General features: G+C 71.4%; 16 protein-coding genes. 13 read left to right on the top strand and 3 right to left on the bottom strand.

Annotated elements, in window-relative coordinates:
- The first annotated feature begins 258 nt into the window (after positions 1-258).
- The 12 genes from AB0M30_RS19655 to AB0M30_RS19600 all read left to right on the top strand — a co-directional run bounded on the left by AB0M30_RS19655 (position 259) and on the right by AB0M30_RS19600 (position 12,088).
- Positions 259-1,242: a LacI family DNA-binding transcriptional regulator gene (locus AB0M30_RS19655; protein WP_285988917.1), complete on the top strand. Its 984-nt coding sequence runs from the start codon at positions 259-261 to the stop codon at positions 1,240-1,242.
- A complete protein-coding gene (locus AB0M30_RS19650) occupies positions 1,239-2,276 on the top strand; it encodes a mannose-6-phosphate isomerase (RefSeq protein WP_364585445.1) in 1,038 nt (345 codons plus the stop codon). Before AB0M30_RS19655 ends, AB0M30_RS19650 begins: the two co-directional genes overlap by 4 nt.
- Positions 2,273-3,037 (top strand): ATP-binding cassette domain-containing protein, encoded by a 765-nt coding sequence (locus AB0M30_RS19645; RefSeq protein ID WP_364585444.1) that lies wholly within the window; start codon positions 2,273-2,275, stop codon positions 3,035-3,037. The genes AB0M30_RS19650 and AB0M30_RS19645 overlap by 4 nt, the downstream gene beginning before the upstream one ends.
- Positions 3,034-4,083, top strand: a complete 1,050-nt coding sequence (locus AB0M30_RS19640) for an ABC transporter permease (protein ID WP_364585442.1) — start codon at positions 3,034-3,036, stop codon at positions 4,081-4,083. The genes AB0M30_RS19645 and AB0M30_RS19640 overlap by 4 nt, the downstream gene beginning before the upstream one ends.
- Before the next feature lie 39 nt (positions 4,084-4,122).
- Positions 4,123-5,118 carry an ABC transporter substrate-binding protein gene (locus AB0M30_RS19635; RefSeq protein WP_364585440.1) on the top strand — a complete coding sequence of 332 codons (996 nt, stop codon included), beginning with the start codon at positions 4,123-4,125 and terminating at the stop codon, positions 5,116-5,118.
- 208 nt (positions 5,119-5,326) lie between these two features.
- Complete coding sequence (locus tag AB0M30_RS19630) at positions 5,327-6,022, top strand: hypothetical protein (protein ID WP_364585438.1); 696 nt, start codon at positions 5,327-5,329, stop codon at positions 6,020-6,022.
- A 47-nt stretch (positions 6,023-6,069) separates the two neighbouring features.
- Positions 6,070-7,116 (top strand): histidine kinase, encoded by a 1,047-nt coding sequence (locus AB0M30_RS19625; protein ID WP_364585436.1) that lies wholly within the window; start codon positions 6,070-6,072, stop codon positions 7,114-7,116.
- Positions 7,113-7,868 carry a LytTR family DNA-binding domain-containing protein gene (locus AB0M30_RS19620; RefSeq protein ID WP_364585434.1) on the top strand — a complete coding sequence of 252 codons (756 nt, stop codon included), beginning with the start codon at positions 7,113-7,115 and terminating at the stop codon, positions 7,866-7,868. Before AB0M30_RS19625 ends, AB0M30_RS19620 begins: the two co-directional genes overlap by 4 nt.
- 25 nt (positions 7,869-7,893) lie before the next feature.
- On the top strand, positions 7,894-8,244 hold the full coding sequence (locus tag AB0M30_RS19615; protein WP_364585433.1) for a hypothetical protein: 351 nt from the start codon (positions 7,894-7,896) through the stop codon (positions 8,242-8,244).
- An 82-nt stretch (positions 8,245-8,326) separates the two neighbouring features.
- Positions 8,327-10,051: a cation acetate symporter gene (locus AB0M30_RS19610; protein WP_364585431.1), complete on the top strand. Its 1,725-nt coding sequence runs from the start codon at positions 8,327-8,329 to the stop codon at positions 10,049-10,051.
- Between the two features lie 73 nt (positions 10,052-10,124).
- Complete coding sequence (locus AB0M30_RS19605) at positions 10,125-10,484, top strand: DUF485 domain-containing protein (protein ID WP_364585430.1); 360 nt, start codon at positions 10,125-10,127, stop codon at positions 10,482-10,484.
- Positions 10,481-12,088, top strand: a complete 1,608-nt coding sequence (locus tag AB0M30_RS19600) for a cation acetate symporter (protein ID WP_364585428.1) — start codon at positions 10,481-10,483, stop codon at positions 12,086-12,088. Before AB0M30_RS19605 ends, AB0M30_RS19600 begins: the two co-directional genes overlap by 4 nt.
- Positions 12,089-12,154: 66 nt before the next feature.
- Here AB0M30_RS19600 and AB0M30_RS19595 read toward each other — a convergent pair whose 3' ends face one another.
- The gene (locus AB0M30_RS19595; protein ID WP_364585426.1) at positions 12,155-12,892 is read right to left on the bottom strand and encodes an isocitrate lyase/phosphoenolpyruvate mutase family protein; all 738 of its coding nucleotides are present in this window, start codon (positions 12,890-12,892) and stop codon (positions 12,155-12,157) included.
- Positions 12,889-13,350, bottom strand: a complete 462-nt coding sequence (locus tag AB0M30_RS19590) for a carboxymuconolactone decarboxylase family protein (RefSeq protein WP_364585425.1) — start codon at positions 13,348-13,350, stop codon at positions 12,889-12,891. The genes AB0M30_RS19595 and AB0M30_RS19590 overlap by 4 nt, the downstream gene beginning before the upstream one ends.
- A 46-nt stretch (positions 13,351-13,396) precedes the next feature.
- Between AB0M30_RS19590 and AB0M30_RS19585 the strand changes: the two genes are divergently transcribed.
- A complete protein-coding gene (locus AB0M30_RS19585; RefSeq protein WP_364585423.1) occupies positions 13,397-14,779 on the top strand; it encodes a PLP-dependent aminotransferase family protein in 1,383 nt (460 codons plus the stop codon).
- A gap of 280 nt (positions 14,780-15,059) precedes the next feature.
- Here AB0M30_RS19585 and AB0M30_RS19580 read toward each other — a convergent pair whose 3' ends face one another.
- Complete coding sequence (locus AB0M30_RS19580; RefSeq protein WP_364585421.1) at positions 15,060-15,785, bottom strand: peptidylprolyl isomerase; 726 nt, start codon at positions 15,783-15,785, stop codon at positions 15,060-15,062.
- Between the last annotated feature and the right edge of the window lie 246 nt (positions 15,786-16,031).

Genomic DNA, 16,031 nt, shown 5'->3' with positions numbered 1-16,031 from the left:
TCGCGCAGTCGGTCGAACCCGGCCACCTTGGGCAGTGGCTCACGAGACAGTCAAGGGACACGTCAAGACCTGTCCGCTTCCGGACAGCGTCATCAGCCGTCTGTCCTACGCCGTCGGTAGCCGAATCGGCACAATCCACGCGACAGGCGTTGACAAGCACCGGGGGCGTGGCGTTCAATCCCCGTCACTATGACAACGTTGTCTCCTCTCGGCCGGGACCGGGACGGCAGCACGCGCACCGCGAGCAGGCGAGCCACGATGAGCGACGTGGCCCGGCTGGCGGGCGTGAGCATCAAGACCGTCTCGCGCGTGGTCAACGACGAACCGGCGGTGCACCCCGACACCGCCGAGCGGGTCATGGCGGCCATCGAGCAGCTGGGGTTCCGGCGCAACCTGGGTGCGCGGAACCTGCGCCGCGGGTCGACGACCGGCACCATCGGGCTGATCGTCGAGGACGTCGGCAACCCCTTCTACTCCGAGCTGAACCGCGCGGTCGAGCGCATCGCGACGTCGTTCGGGCGCCAGGTGCTCACCGGCTCGTCCGAGGAGAACTCCGACCGCGAGCGCGAGCTCGTCCTCGAGTTCTGCGCGCGGCGGGTGGACGGCATCCTCGTCGTCCCGGCCGGCCTGCAGCACGGCTACCTGGTGCCGGAGATGCGGGCGGGCACGCCGGTGGTGTTCATCGACCGGCCGGCCGGCGACATCGTGGCCGACACCGTGCTGGTGGACAACCTCGGCGGCACCATCGAAGCCGTCACCCACCTGGCGCAGCACGGGCACCGGCGGATCGCGTTCCTCGGCGACAGCCCGGACATCTTCACCGCGGCCGAGCGCCTGCGCGGGTTCCGCGAGGGCTGCGTGCGCAACGGGATCTCCTACGACGAGTCGCTGGTGTCGATGGGGACCCCGACGCCGGACGCCGTCGGCAACGCCGTCAAGCGGCTGCTCGACGGCCCGGACGCGGCCACGGCGGTGATCGCGGGCAACAACCGGATCGCCGTGCACCTCCTGCGCGCCCTCGCGCACGCCGAGCACCGCCCGGCGATGGTCGGGTTCGACGACTTCGAGCTGGCGGACCTGCTGAACCCGCCGGTCACCGTGGTCGCGCACGACGTCAGCGCGCTGGGCCACGCCGCGGCCGAACTGCTTTTCGCCCGAGTACAGGGAGATCAGTCCCCGCCGAGAAAGGTAGTCCTGCCCGTGCATCTCGTCGCCCGTGGTTCCGGTGAGGTCGCCCCGTGACCCTCGAACCGATCCGGCTCCCCGCCAACCAGCCGCCGCAGTTCTACCGCGGCGGCGACGCCATCGCAGGCCTGCGCGGCGCGTCGCCGGACAAGAAGTTCGGCCCGGAGGACTGGGTCGCCTCGGCGACCACGATGTTCGGCCAGGAGACCAACGGCCTCACCCGGCTCCCGGACGGTGCCTGGCTGCGCGACGCCGTCGTGGCGAACGCCAACGGCTGGCTCGGCGCGAAGCACGTCGAGGCCCTCGGGACGTCGACCGGCTTGCTGGTCAAGCTGCTCGACGCGGGCCAGCGGCTGCCCGTGCACTTCCACCCGGACGACACCTTCGCGAAGCGCCACTTCGATTCCCACTTCGGCAAGACCGAGGCGTGGATCGTCGTCGGCACCTACGGCGACGACCCGCGCGTCTACCCGGGCTTCAAGGAGACGCTGCCGAAGGCGACGGTGGCCGAGTGGACGCGCGAGCAGGACGTGCCTTCGATGCTGGGCGCACTGAACAGCATCCCGGTGTCCGCCGGCGACACGGTCTACATCCCGGCCGGGCTGCCGCACGCGATCGGCGAGGGCGTGTTCGTCGTCGAACTGCAGCAGCCGACGGACTTCTCGCTCACCATCGAGTGGCGCGACTTCCTCGCTTCGCCGGAAAAGGGCCACCTGGGCCTCGGCTTCGACACCGCCATCGAGGCGCTGGACACCTCGGGCTGGGACGCCGAACGGCTGGACACGATCATCAAGCGCACCGCGGGCGACCGCTCGTCCAGCGTGGACCTGCTGGCCGGCGGCTCGGAACGGTTCTTCCGAGCGGAACAGCTGCGCACCGACGAGCTGACAACGTTGTCACTCGACCCGTCGTTCGCGGTCCTCGTCGTCCTCGACGGCGAAGGCACCCTGCGGACCGAGCACGGCGGCGAGCACGCCCTGGCCAAGGGCGACACCTACGTCGTCCCGTTCGACGCCGGCCAGACCGAGCTGTCCGGCACGGCGACGGTGATCCGCTGCCGGCCGCCGGCGCCGGAGGAGAGGCACGGATGAGCGAAATCCTGCTGGACGCGATCGACCTCACCAAGCACTACGGGTCCGTCGAAGCCCTGCGCGGCGCGTCGTTCCAGGCCCGCGCGGGCGAGGTGACCGCCCTGATCGGCGACAACGGCGCCGGCAAGTCGACGCTGGTCAAGTGCCTCTCCGGCGCGGAACAGCCGACGTCGGGGAAGATCGTCCTCGACGGCGAGGAGGTCCGCTTCGACTCGCCGACCACGGCGCGGCGGCTGGGCATCGAGACCGTCTACCAGGACCTCGCGGTCGCACCCGAGCTCGATCCGGCGGCCAATCTCTTCCTGGGCCGCGAGATCCACCGCAAGGGCATCCTCGGCAAGCTCGGGATGCTGGACAAGAACGAAATGCGGCGCCAGGCGATCGAGGAGTTCCAGCGCCTCGGCGTGACGCTGCAGAGCACCGACGTCCCGATCGGTTCGCTGTCCGGCGGGCAACGGCAGAGCGTGGCCGTGGCGCGTTCGGTCGTGTGGGCGTCGAAGGTCGTGTTCATGGACGAGCCGACGGCCGCGCTGGGGGTCGTGCAGCGCGAGCGCGTCCTCGACGTCATCAAGAAGGTGCGCGACAAGGGCATCGCCGTCGTGCTGATCAGCCACAACATGCCCGAGGTGCTGTCGGTGGCCGACCGCGTCGAGGTGCTGCGGCTCGGCAAGCGCGTCGCCCGGTTCACCGGCTCGGACACGAAGCTCGAAGACCTCGTCGCCGCGATGACCGGCGCACTCGTGCAGGAGGAGGCGGCGTGAGCGTGTCCACTCCCCCGAAGGAAATCCAAGAGTCACCCGAAGCGGGCTTCGGCAAGCGGCCGCTGGGCAAGCGCCTGATCGAGGCCAACACGTTCTGGATCGGGCTCGTCCTGCTGGTGCTGGTCATCCTGTTCAGCGTGCTCGCGCCGGACAGCTTCCCGACGCTGTTCACCTTCCAGACGCTGTTCATCGAGTCCTCGGTCCTGCTGATCCTGTCGGTCGGCATGACGTTCGTGATCATCACCTCGGGCATCGACCTCTCGGTCGGGTCGGTGCTGATCCTCGCGGGCATGGTCGCGGGCAAGGTGATGGAGGCGCTGTCCGGCGGCGACGCGTCGAAGGCCGGCTGGGGCGTGATCCTCGTCGGGCTGGTCGTCGCCGTGGTCACCGGCACGGTCTGGGGCGTGCTCAACGGCGTCCTCGTCGCGGTGGCCAAGATCCCGGCGCTGATCGTCACGCTCGGCACGATGGGGGCCGCGCTCGCCACCGCGTACCTGCTGAACGGCGGCTCGGACCTGCGGACCGTGCCGGCGGAGCTCACCAAGACCCTGGGCTACGGCACGTCCTTCGGCATCGTGCCCAACCTCGTGATCGTGGCCATCGTGATCACCGTGATCGGCGCGTGGCTGCTGCGGACGACGAAGTTCGGGCGGTACACGTTCGCGGTCGGTTCCAACGCCGAGGGCGCGCGGCGCGCGGGTATCGGCGTCACCGCCCACCTGCTGAAGGTGTACACGCTGACCGGCTTCCTCGCCGGGATCGCCGGGTTCCTTTCGCTGGCCTACTACAACTCGACCACCATCTCCGGGCACACCACCGACAACCTCAACGCCATCGCCGCGGTCGTGATGGGCGGGACGAGCCTGTTCGGCGGCGTCGGCACGATCCTCGGCACGGTGATCGGGGTCTTCATCCCCGCGGTGCTGCGCAAGGGCTTCAACATCATCCACGTCCAGGACTTCTGGCAGATGTTCATCGTCAGCTGGGTCCTGGTCGCCGCGGTCTGGTTCGACCAGCGCCGCCGTCGTCGCCGCAACTCCCGCTGAGTCCCCAAGTACAGTCCCCCAAAGTACAACGAGGTGCTTATGAAACTGACCAAGACTCTCACCGCCATGGGTGCCGTGGTCTCCGCCGCCGCCCTGCTCACCGCGTGCGGATCCGGCACGGTCGGGCAGAGCGGGTCCGGTGACTCCGCCAAGCCGGTCGGCGGCAAGAAGCTGGCGCTGATCCCGGGCGTGCAGGCCGAGCCGTTCTACATCTCGCTGCAGTGCGGCGCGCAGGCCGAGGCGGAGAAGCTCGGCTACGAGCTGACCACCCAGGCGCCGCAGAAGTTCGACGCGCCCCTCCAGACCCAGCTGGTCAACGCGCTCGGCGCGAACCCGCCGGCGGCGCTGCTGATCGCCCCGACCGACGACACCGCGATGCTGGCCCCGATCCAGCAGGTCAAGGCGCGCGGCACGAAGATCGTCGAGGTCGACACCGCGCTGAAGGACACCGGCGTCGCCGTGTCGTCCGTGTCCTCCGACAACTCCGCGGGCGGCAAGCTCGCCGCCCAGACGATGGCGAAGCTCGCGGCCGGCAAGAGCGGCTCGGTCCTGGTGCTCGACACGATCGCGGGCACGTCCACGACCGCCGCGCGCGCCAAGGGCTTCGAGGACGAACTCAAGAACACGCCGAACCTGAAGTCGATCGGCGTCCAGTTCACCCAGAACGAGCCGGAGCAGGCCGCGGCCAAGGTGACGGCGGCGCTCTCCTCGACCCCGGACCTCATCGGCGTCTTCGCGACCAACCTGAACACCGGCGAGGGCGCGGCGACCGGCCTGCGCAACGCGGGCAAGGTCGGCGCGGTCAACCTGATCGGCTTCGACGCGAGCCCGTCCGAGGTCGAAGGCCTCAAGAACGGCCAGTACCAGGCTCTGATCGCCCAGGACCCGGCCTCGATCGGCAGCCAGGGCGTCCAGCAGGCGGTCGCGGCCGTCGAGGGCAAGCCGGCGACGCGGAACCTCACCGCGCAGCTGCACTCGATCACCAAGGACGACATGGACGCCAACTCGCAGTACTTCTACAAGCAGAGCTGCTGATCCGCTGTCCGTCAGGGTCCTGCGGGTGCTGTGCAACCCCACTCGCAGGGCCCTGAACAGCGTTTTCACCGCGGGGAACATGGCCTGCCGGTCACCGCGGCAGGCAAACCGTTCACCGCATGGCCCGTTTCCCCGGAGCGGTGTTCCGCGTCACACTCATCTGCACATGCATCTGCACTACCGGATGCATGATCGCAGGGAGGGTGCGATGAAGTACGAGCGGCCGGCTTTGCACCGGACGATCTTCGCCGTGGACGTCGAGGGCTACGGCGACCAGCGCCGGACCACGCCACACCGGCTGGCGCTGCGCGACGGGCTGTACCGCGCGCTCTGCCGGGCGTTCGACGACGCCGGCGTCCCGTGGGCGGCCTGCCGGCGCGAGGACTGCGGCGACGGCGTCTTCGTCCTCGTCCCACCGGAGATCCCGAAGGGGCCCTTCGTCGAGTTCCTGCCCGCCGCGCTCGCCGTCGCGCTGCACCGGCACAACCGCACGCACGACCCCGGCGCCCGGATCCGGCTCCGGATGGCGCTGCACGCGGGCGAGATCGCCTACGACGACCACGGCGTCACCGCGCCGGCGATCAACCAGACGTTCCGGCTGCTGGAAGCCAAGCCGCTGAAGGAGGCGCTCAAGGCGTCCCGCGGCGTGCTGGCGCTGATCACCTCGGCCTGGTTCTTCGACGAGGTCGTCCGGCACAGCGACGATCTCGACCCGACGACGTTCCGGCCGGTGCCGGTGGCGGTCAAGGAAACGCGCACGACCGGGTGGATTTCGCTGCCGGACCGGCCGTACCCGGCGAACTCGAGCCTGCTGGGCAACGTCACGGCGATCGACCACTACCGGACCTGGCGCCGCTTCCGCCGCCACGCCCAGGTGCTGGCCGACCGCGACGGGCCCGCGTAGCCGTAGGATCTTTGCCCTGGACACCGCCGCCGAGGGGAGGCCCGACCGTGCACCTGCGCCCGGCGTCCCGCGCCGACCCGCTGCCGGTGCTCGCCGCCGCCCGCCGCGTCACCGACGACCTGCGCGACGGCCTGACCGGGATGCCCGCCCGCCGCGCCGCGCACCGCCTGCGCCGGCTCTTCGGCTTCCCGGGGCTCGGCCTCGCCGACCTGTCCGGTTCCCTGATGTGGTCGGGACGGCCCGGGCCGGACGCGGTCGTCGCGACGGTGCTCGACGGCGTCCTCCACAGCGAAGAACCCGGCTCGGCGCCGGAGGTCCTGGTGCTGCCGCTGCACGTCCGCGACGAGCTGGCCGGGGCGCTGCTGGTCGTCGGGGACGTCCGGGACGCGGTCGCGGCCCAGGCCGCCGACCTCGTCGTGCAGGCATTGGAACGCGGGCGGCTCGAGGCCTCGGCGGAACAGGCGGCGCAGGCCGAACTGCGGGCGCTGCGGGCGGAGATGTCCCCGCACTTCGTCTACAACGCCCTGACCGTGATCGCGTCGCTGGTGCGTTCGGACCCCGACCGCGCCCGCGACCTCATGCTCGACTTCGCCGACTACACGCGCTACAGCCTGGCTCGCCACGGCGAGTACACCGTCGTCGCCGAGGAGTTCCGCGCGATCGAGACGTACCTGGCGCTGCAGAAGGCGGTGCTCGGCGAACGGCTGCGCGTCCAGGTGCGGGTCGCGCCGGAGATCCTCGCCGTGGCCGTGCCGTACCTCGTGCTGGAGCCGCTGGTGGAGAACGCGATCCGGCACGGCATCGAGCCGCGGTCGGGCACCGGGCAGGTCCAGGTGCACGGCCAGGCGGAAGGGAACGACTGCGTGATCTTCGTCGAGGACGACGGGGTCGGCATGGACCCGAAACGGGCCGCGGACCTGCTGGCCGGCCGCATCGGCGAGGACGACCCGGCGGGGCTCGGACTGGCCAATGTGGACAGACGGCTGCGGGACGTCTACGGCGCCTGGTACGGCCTCACCGTCGAAACCGAGGTCGGCGCGGGCACCCGGGTGATCGTGCGGGTGCCGCGGTTCCAGCCGGGGGTGCTGCCGTGAGCGGGCTCCGGGTGCTGGCCGTCGACGACCTGCCGCCCGCGCTGGACGAACTCTGCCGCATGCTGGGCGAAGCGCCCGAAGTCGGCGAAGTCGTCGGAGCGGGTGACGCGCTGAAGGCGTTGAGGCTGCTTCAGGCGGATCGCTTCGACGCGGTGTTCCTCGACATCTCGATGCCGGGCCTCGACGGCTTGGAGCTGGCGTCGCTGCTGGCGAAGCTGAGCGAGCCACCGGTGATCGTGTTCGTCACCGCGCACGACGGGCACGCGGTCGCCGCGTACGGCATCGGCGCGGTCGACTACCTGCTCAAGCCGGTCCGCACCGAACGGCTGTCCGCGGCGCTGGCGAAGGTGCTGCGGATGGCGACCCCGGCGTCCCGGCCGACCCCGGACGCGATGGCGGCGCTCCCGGTCGAGTCGGGCGGGCGGACGCGCTACGTCCGCCGGGACGACGTCCTGTTCGTCGAGGCCCACGGCGACTACGTCCGCCTGCACACCCGCGGCGGGGTCCACCTGGTGCGGATGCCGATCTCGCGGCTGGAGGAGTACTGGGAGGGAACGGGGTTCAGTCGGGTCCACCGGGGTTTCCTGGTGGCGGTGGGGGCGGTGCTGGAGCTGCGCAGCGACTCGGCGGGCGGGTTGCTGGCCCACACGGAGGCCGGCGACGTCCCGGTCAGCCGCCGTCACGCGCGGGACCTGCGCGACCGGCTGCTGGAAGCGGCGCAGCGCGGCCAGCTCGGCTCGGATTCGCGATGAGCGACCACCTCCGGCCGGGCCCGCGATGAGCAAGATCCGCCGGGTCGCCGTCACCAGCCCGCAGACCCGCCTCGCCCACGCGCGCCGCCGGTCGCGCGGCCGCTGGCGCCAGCCCCGCCTGCCCGCGGGCGACACCCAGCGCGCCACCACCCTCTACACCGCCCAGCGCCGTCGCGGCATCCCCGCGCTGGTCCTCATGTTCGCGCTGCTGCTCGGCCTCCCCGGCGTCTTCGCGATCTTCCCGGCCCTGGACACCGTGCGGCTGCTGGGCATTCCGCTGTCCTGGCTGCTGCTCGCGGTCTTCCCCTACCCGGCGATGGCGCTGCTGGCCCGCTGGCAGCTGCGCCGCGCCGAGCGCCTCGAGGACGACCAGTGACCCAACGCACCCAATGTGGCCTTCGGTGCGTCCAACGCACCGAAGGCCACATTGGGGCGCTTGAGCGCGGCAGGGAGCGGTAGTGGGCGTCGCGCTCGCCGTCGCACCGGTCGTGCTCGTGACGCTGCTGATCGGCGTCCGCGGGGTCGCCGCCATGCGCACGACGTCGGACTTCCTCGTCGCGTCCCGCCGGATCTCGCCGCTGGTGAACTCGGCCGCCGTTTCGGGCGAGTACCTGAGCGCGGCCTCCTTCCTCGGCATCGCCGGGCTCGTCGTCAAGGACGGCATCGGCGCACTCTGGTACCCGGTCGGCTTCACCGCCGGCTACATCGCGATGCTCGTGCTCGTCGCCGCCCCGATGCGGCGCTCGGGCGCGCTGACCGTCCCCGACTTCGCCGAAGCCCGGCTCAACTCCCCCGCGCTGCGCCGCCTGGCCGCCGTGGTCGTCCTGGTGATCGGCACGATCTACGTCGTCCCGCAGTTCCGCACCGCCGGCCTGGTGCTCGCCGCGGTCGGCGGCACGCCGTACTGGGTCGGCGTGGTGCTGGCCGGCGCCGCGGTCAGCGTCACCCTGGCACTGGGCGGCATGCGCGCGGCGACGTACGTGCAGGCGTTCCAGTTCGTCCTGAAGCTGGTGCTGTTCCTCATCCCGGCGATCTGGCTGGTGCTGCAGGCCGGCGCGGTCAACCGGACCGACGCGCTCAACCCCGTCGAGTTCACCCACTTCGCCCGCGAGACGCCGGTGCGCTTCGAAGTCGACGTCACCATGGAGATCCGCGAACCGACCCCGGTCCGCCGCAACGGCGTCGTGGAAATCCTGCCACCGGGCGAGTTCACCGCGCACAGCCAGGACGAGGTCGTGTTCGGCACCGGCGCGGCCGTCCCGGCGGTCCGCGGCGGCGCCGAGCTGGGCGGGCCCGACTGGCGGCGCCCGCTGCTCGACCTCGGCGACCAGGGCTACCCGCTGCTGGGCACCTGGGCCGTGCTCATCGCGACCATGCTGGGCACGATGGGCCTCCCCCACGTCCTGATGCGCTTCCACACCAGCCCGGACGGCCGCGCCGCGCGCCGCACCGCCGCGATCACCGTCGCGCTGCTCGGCGTCTTCTACCTCTTCCCCGGCGTTTACGGCGTGCTCGGCCGGGTGCTCGTCCCCGGGCTGTACCTCTCGGGCGCGACCGACACCGTGGTCGTCGCCCTGCCGTCCCAAGTGGACAGTGGCTGGACGGGCGGGCTGTTCACGGCGCTGCTGACCGCGGGCGCGTTCGCCGCGTTCCTGGCGACGTCACTCGGCCTGCTGCTGGTGATGTCCGGCGCGCTTGCGCACGACCTCGTCCCCGGCGGGCTGCGGCGGCTGCGGATCGCCGTGTTCGGCGTCGCCGGGGTGATGGTGCTGCTGGCGCTGCGCTCGGCCGAGCTCGACGCCGGCGTCCTGGTCACCTGGGGCTTCACGGTGGCCGCGTCGACCTTCTGCCCGCTGCTGGTGCTCGGCATCTGGTGGCCGCGGCTGACCGCGACCGGCGGGATCGCCGGCGTGCTGACCGGGCTGGTGGCGTCGTCCGGCTCGATCCTGTTCGCCCTCGCCGGGCCGCCGTTGCACGGCTGGGTGGCGATTCTGGTCCAGCAACCGGCACCCTGGTCGGTACCGTTGGCGTTCGGCGCAATGGCGCTGGTCTCGCTGCGGGGCAGACCCCCCGGCTGGTCGACGGCGGCCATGCTGCGCCTGCACCTGGACGAACCCCGTTCGACGGGACCCCGCGACCGTTCGTCAACCGTTCGTCGTCTGGCCCGGCTGTTGAACCGCTGAATCTTCACACGAGACTCACACGTCCCTACGGTGTCGCACGTCACTTTCCGCAGCGTCGCAGGGAGCAGCAGCGATGAGCACGACGAACACCGGCGGGCCCCCGGACACGTCCGAGACCATCTGGGAACGAGCGCACGAAAGCACCGAGTTCCGCGAGCTGCGCAGCCGCCTGCGCCGGTTCGTCTTCCCGATGACGGCGGTGTTCCTCCTCTGGTACCTGCTCTACGTGCTCCTCGCGGACTACGCGCACGACTTCATGAGCACGAAGGTGTTCGGCAACATCAACGTCGGCCTGATCTTCGGCCTGCTGCAGTTCGTCTCGACGTTCGTGATCACCGGGCTCTACGTCCGGTACGCGAACCGGAAGCTGGACCCGGTCGCCGAGAAGATCCGTGAGGACATCGAAGGCGACTCTGCGAAGGAGCAGGCATGACGAACATCGCCGCGGGTGTGGAAGGCAGCAACCCGCTCCTCAACATCATCATCTTCGCCGCCTTCGTGCTCATCACCCTGGTGATCGTGTTCCGGGCCAGCCGCAACACGAAGACGGCGTCGGACTACTACGCCGCCGGCCGCGCGTTCACCGGCCCGCAGAACGGCATCGCCATTTCGGGTGACTACCTGTCGGCGGCGTCGTTCCTCGGCATCGCCGGCGCGATCGCCATCAACGGCTACGACGGGTTCCTGTACTCCATCGGCTTCCTGGTGGCGTGGCTCGTCGCGCTGCTGCTGGTCGCGGAACTGCTGCGCAACACCGGCAAGTTCACGATGGGCGACGTCCTCGCGTTCCGGATGAAGCAGCGCCCGGTCCGGGCCGCGGCCGCGACGTCGACGCTGATCGTGTCGTTCTTCTACCTGCTGGCGCAGATGGCGGGCGCGGGCGGTCTCGTCGCGCTGCTGCTCGGCGTCGAAGGCAAGGGCGCGCAGGCACTGGTGATCGCCGTGGTCGGCGTGATCATGATCGCCTACGTGCTGATCGGCGGCATGAAGGGCACCACCTGGGTGCAGATCATCAAGGCCGCGCTGCTCATCGTCGGCGCGCTCGTGATCACGCTCTGGGTGCTCGGCAAGTACGGCTTCAACTTCTCCCAGCTGCTGCAGGCCGCGGTCGACAAGGCCGGCAAGGCCGGGCAGACGTTGCTCGGCCCGGGCAAGCAGTACGGCGCCACCGGGACGTCCAAGCTGGACTTCCTCTCCCTCGGCATCGCACTGGTGCTGGGCACCGCCGGCCTGCCGCACGTCCTGATGCGCTTCTACACCGTGCCGACCGCGCGCGACGCGCGTCGTTCGGTGGTCTGGGCGATCGTCCTGATCGGCGTGTTCTACCTGTTCACGCTGGTCCTGGGCTACGGCGCCGGTGCGCTGGTCGGGCCGGACACGATCAAGAAGGCACCGGGCGGCGTGAACTCGGCGGCCCCGCTGCTGGCTCTGGAGCTGGGCGGGCCGGTGCTGCTGGGCCTGATCTCCGCGATCGCCTTCGCGACGATCCTCGCGGTGGTCGCCGGCCTGACGATCACGGCGTCGGCATCCTTCGCCCACGACGTCTACGCGAACGTCGTCAAGCGGGGCAAGCCCTCGCCCGGCTCGGAGGTCCGGGTTGCCCGGATCACGGCGGTCGTGATCGGCATCGTGGCCATCGGCGGCGGCATCCTGGCCAACGGGCAGAACGTGGCCTTCCTGGTGGCGCTGGCCTTCGCGGTCGCGGCGTCGGCGAACCTGCCGACGATCCTCTACTCGCTGTTCTGGAAGCGGTTCAACACCCAGGGCGCGCTGTGGTCGATCTACGGCGGCCTGGCCATCACGATCGTGCTGATCATCTTCTCGCCCGCGGTGTCGGGCAAGAGCACGTCGATGATCAAGTCCGTGGACTTCGCCTGGTTCCCGCTGAGCAACCCGGGCATCGTCTCGATCCCGGCCGCGTTCATCCTCGGCTGGCTGGGCACGGTCCTGTCCAAGGAGCACGACGAGAAGAAGTACGCCGAGATGGAGGTCCGTTCCCTCACCGGGGCGGGCGCCGAGAAGGCCGTGTCCCACTAGCTTCACCGACCCCGAAGGCCGTCGCGAGGGTGTTCCCGATCCCCTCGCGGCGGCCTTCGGCCATGCTCAGTACGGCAGCTTGCCCTGCGCAACGCCTTTCACGGCCGCCTCGAACTGCTTCCGCACGTACTGCCAGAGCCCGCCGCCCAGCGAAATCCTCGCCACCCCCAGTTCGGCGAGGTTTTCGAGGCCGGGGCCACCCGGCCAGGCGGCCGTGTTGACCGCACCGCCGGTCTCCCGCACGAACTCCGCGATCAGCTCCGGCGTGCGCAGGTGGATCGGGTACACGCAGTCGGCGCCCGCTTCGAGGTAGGCCTTCGCCCGGGCGACGCCCGCTTCGAGCGCTTCTTCCGGGTCCACGCCGCGGAAGGAGTCGACCCGGGCGTTGATCACCAGGCCGTCGCCCGCCGCCTCGCGCAGGGCGGCGATCCGGGCCGCCTGCTCACCGACCGGCCGGACGTCGCCGGTCGCGTGGTCGGTGTCCTCGAAGTTGCAGCCGACGGCCCCGGCGTCGAGCAGCCGGCCCGCCAGTTCGGCGCCGGACAGGCCGTAGCCCGACTCGGCGTCGACGGTGACCGGGACGCCGACCGCCTTCGCGATCCGCGCGGCGGCGGCGAACATCTCGGCCGCGGGTGCCTGCTCGCCGTCGGCGAACCCCAGCGCGGCCGCCACGGCGACCGAACTGGTCGCGATGGCGGGGAATCCGGCGGCCTCGACGAGCTTCGCCGTGTCGGCGTCCCAGACGTTCGGCAGCACCAAGGGCTTGCCGGGGACGTGCAGCGCCTTGAGCGCGGCGGCGGTCACGCGTCCCGCTTCGGCAGCGGCGTGTGGCTGGTGATGGTCATCCGGTTCCAGCTGTTGATGGCGATGATCTCCCAGGCGACGGCCTGGTACTGCTCCTCGGTGAACACCTGTACCGCCCGCTCGTAGACGTCGTCGGGGACGGTCTGCGTCGCGGACAGCTTGGTCATCGCCTCGGTGAGGGCGAGGGCGGCCTGCTCCTGCTCGGTGAACAGGTCGGTCTCGCGCCAGCCGTCGAGCACGAACAGCCGCCGCGGCGACTCGCCCAGCTCGAGCGCGTCGCGGGAGTGCATGTCGAGGCAGTACGCGCAGCCGTTGATCTGCGACGCGCGGGTCTTCACCAGTTCCAGCAGCTTGGGGTCGAGCCCCGCGTTGGCGCCGGCCTTGTTCACCTCGGCCTGCAGGTTCGCCATCGCCTGGTACAGCTCGGGAGCGCCCCCGAGCCCGATTCGCTTGGTCATGCCGTCCACGCTAGTGCGAACTGGTCCACGGGTATGGTCCAGTCACATGACGGAATCGTGGTCCAGTTCCGGGCTCGACGTCCACCTCGGCTGGCAGCCTTCGACGGGCCGCAGCGGGCTCGCGGCGGCGATCCGCGCGGCCATCCGGGACGGCCGGTGGCAGGCGGGCGCGGCGGTGCCCTCGACCCGCGCGCTGGCCCACGACCTCGGCGTCGCCCGCGGGACGGTCACGCGCGTGTACGCCGATCTCGCCGCGGAGGGGTACCTGCGCACGGCCCAAGGCGCGCCGACCCGGGTGGCGACGGCGGGTTCGCTGCCCCAGTCCGCGCCGCGGCCGGTCCCGCGCGACCCGGCGCCGCGCTGGGACCTGCGTCCGGGCCGGCCGGACCTGACGGCGTTCCCCCGGCAGGCGTGGCTCACCGCGACCCGCCGGGCCCTGCTGCGGACCCCGGCCTCGGCGTTCGGCTACGAGTCGGAGCTGGGCGCACCCGAGCTGCGCGACACCCTGGCCGGCTACCTGGCCCGGGCCCGCGGGGTGGTCGCCGACCCGGCGCGGATCGTGGTGTGCCACGGGTTTTCGCACGCCATCGCGGTGGTCTCCCGCGCGTTTTCCGGCCTGGGCGTCGGCGAACTGGCGTTCGAGAACCCGTCGATGGCGATGTACCGGTCGATCGCGGCGGCGCAGGGCCCGCGGATCGTCGGCGTGGACGTCGACGGGCACGGCATCGACGTGTCCGCTTTGGACAGTCCGGCGGTGGTCGTGACCCCGGCGCACCAGTACCCCACCGGCGTCACGCTGGCCCCGCCACGCCGGGCGGCGCTGGCCCGCTGGGCCAGCGAATCGGGGGCGTTCGTGCTCGAGGACGACTACGACGGCGAGTTCCGCTTCGACCGCCAGCAGGTCGGCGCGTTGCAGGCGCTCGCGCCGGAGCGGGTGGTGTACGCGGGAACGGCCAGCAAGACGCTCGCCCCGGCCCTCCGGCTCGCGTGGCTGGTGCTCCCGCGCTCGCTGGTGGAGCCGGTCCGCGCGGCGATGGCCGACAGCGGCTCGCGCCCGGCGGTGCTGAACCAGCTGGTGCTGGCCGAGCTGATCGACTCGGGCGCCTACGACCGGCACATCCGCCGCAGCCGCGCCGAGTACCGCTCCCGCCGCACCCGCCTCTTGGCCGCGCTGCCGGATTCCGTCCGCCCGCACGGCATCGCGGCGGGCCTGCACCTGCTGCTGATGCTGCCCCCGGACGGCCCCTCGGAGGCCACGGCCCTGGCGGCCTGCCGCCGCCGCGCGATCGGCATCGAGGGCCTGGCCGGCCACTGGATGACCCCCAACGCCCCCGGCGGCCTGATCGTCGGCTACGCGGCCACCCCCAAGCACGCCTTCACCGGCGCAACCCAAAACCTGGTAGAGGCCCTAGCCGAAATAACCCCCTAACCACCCCCTCAACTCCCGCCCCCCCGAACTCCTGCCCTCAATCACACGAACCGACCCTCCAGGCACGCGAACCGACCGCCCGAGTACGCGAGCCGACCCTCCAGGCACGCGAGTCGACCCTCCAATCACGCGAGTCGACCTCCCACTCACGGGTGATGCCCCTCCAATCACACGTGATGCCCCCTCAATCACGCATGAAGCCCGCCCGATCACCCGCGAAACCTCGCCAAGCACCCGTGATGCCCGCGGGCCGCCCCACCGGAGCGGCCCGCGACCACCGTCAGGACCAGCAGTCCGGCCGGACCCGCAGCAGTTCCGTGCGCAGCACCGGCGTGCCGTCGACCGGCGCCGGGTCCTCCGCGGTCGGCTGGATCCCGCCGGCCGCGACCTTGTCGAGCGTCCGCAGCCCCTCCGCACCGACCGTGCCGAACACCGTGTAGTTCGGCCGCAGCGCGGAATCCCCGTACACGACGAAGAATTGCGAACCGTTCGTGTCCGGCCCCGCGTTGGCCATCGCGAGCAAGCCGCGCGCGTAGACGCGCCGGGCGCCGGTCGGGTCGGTCGGCGCCGGCGGCAGGTCCACCGGCAGCTCGTCCTTGTACTTGTAGCCCGGCCCGCCCTCTCCGGTCGCGGTCGGGTCGCCGCACTGCAGCACCTTCAACGTCGGGTACGCGGTGAGCCGGTGGCACACCGTGTGGTCGTAGAACCGGTGCCGCGCCAGGTGCAGGAAGCTCTGCACGGTGCACGGCGCCTTCGCGCGGTCCAGCCGCAGCGGCAGCGCGCCCTGGCTGGTCGGGATGGCGACGTCGACCCTGCCGTGGCTCGGCGTGTGCCGCGGGTCGGGCGGCAGCGGCACCGGCCGCGCGGGCGGTTCGTCCGGGGTTTCGGTGTACTGGCAGGGCCCGTGGGTCGTCTTCGGCGGTGGCGCGTCGGCCGCCGCGGCGACGCCGTTCCCGGCCACGAACAACGCGCCCGCCGCCAGCGCGGTGAGAAGTGTCCTCTTCATCCTGCACGCCCTCCCAGTGATCGCCCGGTTCCGGAGCGCCCCGCAGTCTAGGGCCCGGCACCGACAGCCAGAACCCGCGAAAGTCGCCCCTGTCAGTCCATCGGGTGAACCTCGGGGCCCGCACCCCGGAAATTGTCGGACCCCCGGCGCACGATGGTCAGCACGCGGCAAAGCGCCGCCCGGCGAAGGGGTCCGACATGAGAAGAACCGTTGACACAGCAGGTATCCGACAGTTGCTGCAGGCAC

This window comes from Amycolatopsis sp. NPDC051716, from assembly GCF_040681595.1.
Lineage (GTDB): Bacteria > Actinomycetota > Actinomycetes > Mycobacteriales > Pseudonocardiaceae > Amycolatopsis.
This window is presented reverse-complemented; position numbering and strand designations above follow the sequence as displayed.

What these genes read in the sequence shown, in the direction of transcription:
- AB0M30_RS19655 (WP_285988917.1), top strand. Translation starts at nt 259, where the DNA reads ATGAGCGACGTGGCCCGGCTGGCGGGCGTGAGCATCAAGACCGTCTCG.
- AB0M30_RS19645 (WP_364585444.1), top strand. Translation starts at nt 2,273, where the DNA reads ATGAGCGAAATCCTGCTGGACGCGATCGACCTCACCAAGCACTACGGG.
- AB0M30_RS19635 (WP_364585440.1), top strand. Translation starts at nt 4,123, where the DNA reads ATGAAACTGACCAAGACTCTCACCGCCATGGGTGCCGTGGTCTCCGCC.
- AB0M30_RS19630 (WP_364585438.1), top strand. Translation starts at nt 5,327, where the DNA reads ATGAAGTACGAGCGGCCGGCTTTGCACCGGACGATCTTCGCCGTGGAC.
- AB0M30_RS19615 (WP_364585433.1), top strand. Translation starts at nt 7,894, where the DNA reads ATGAGCAAGATCCGCCGGGTCGCCGTCACCAGCCCGCAGACCCGCCTC.
- AB0M30_RS19605 (WP_364585430.1), top strand. Translation starts at nt 10,125, where the DNA reads ATGAGCACGACGAACACCGGCGGGCCCCCGGACACGTCCGAGACCATC.
- AB0M30_RS19600 (WP_364585428.1), top strand. Translation starts at nt 10,481, where the DNA reads ATGACGAACATCGCCGCGGGTGTGGAAGGCAGCAACCCGCTCCTCAAC.
- AB0M30_RS19590 (WP_364585425.1), bottom strand. Translation starts at nt 13,350, where the DNA reads ATGACCAAGCGAATCGGGCTCGGGGGCGCTCCCGAGCTGTACCAGGCG.
- AB0M30_RS19585 (WP_364585423.1), top strand. Translation starts at nt 13,397, where the DNA reads ATGACGGAATCGTGGTCCAGTTCCGGGCTCGACGTCCACCTCGGCTGG.
- AB0M30_RS19580 (WP_364585421.1), bottom strand. Translation starts at nt 15,785, where the DNA reads ATGAAGAGGACACTTCTCACCGCGCTGGCGGCGGGCGCGTTGTTCGTG.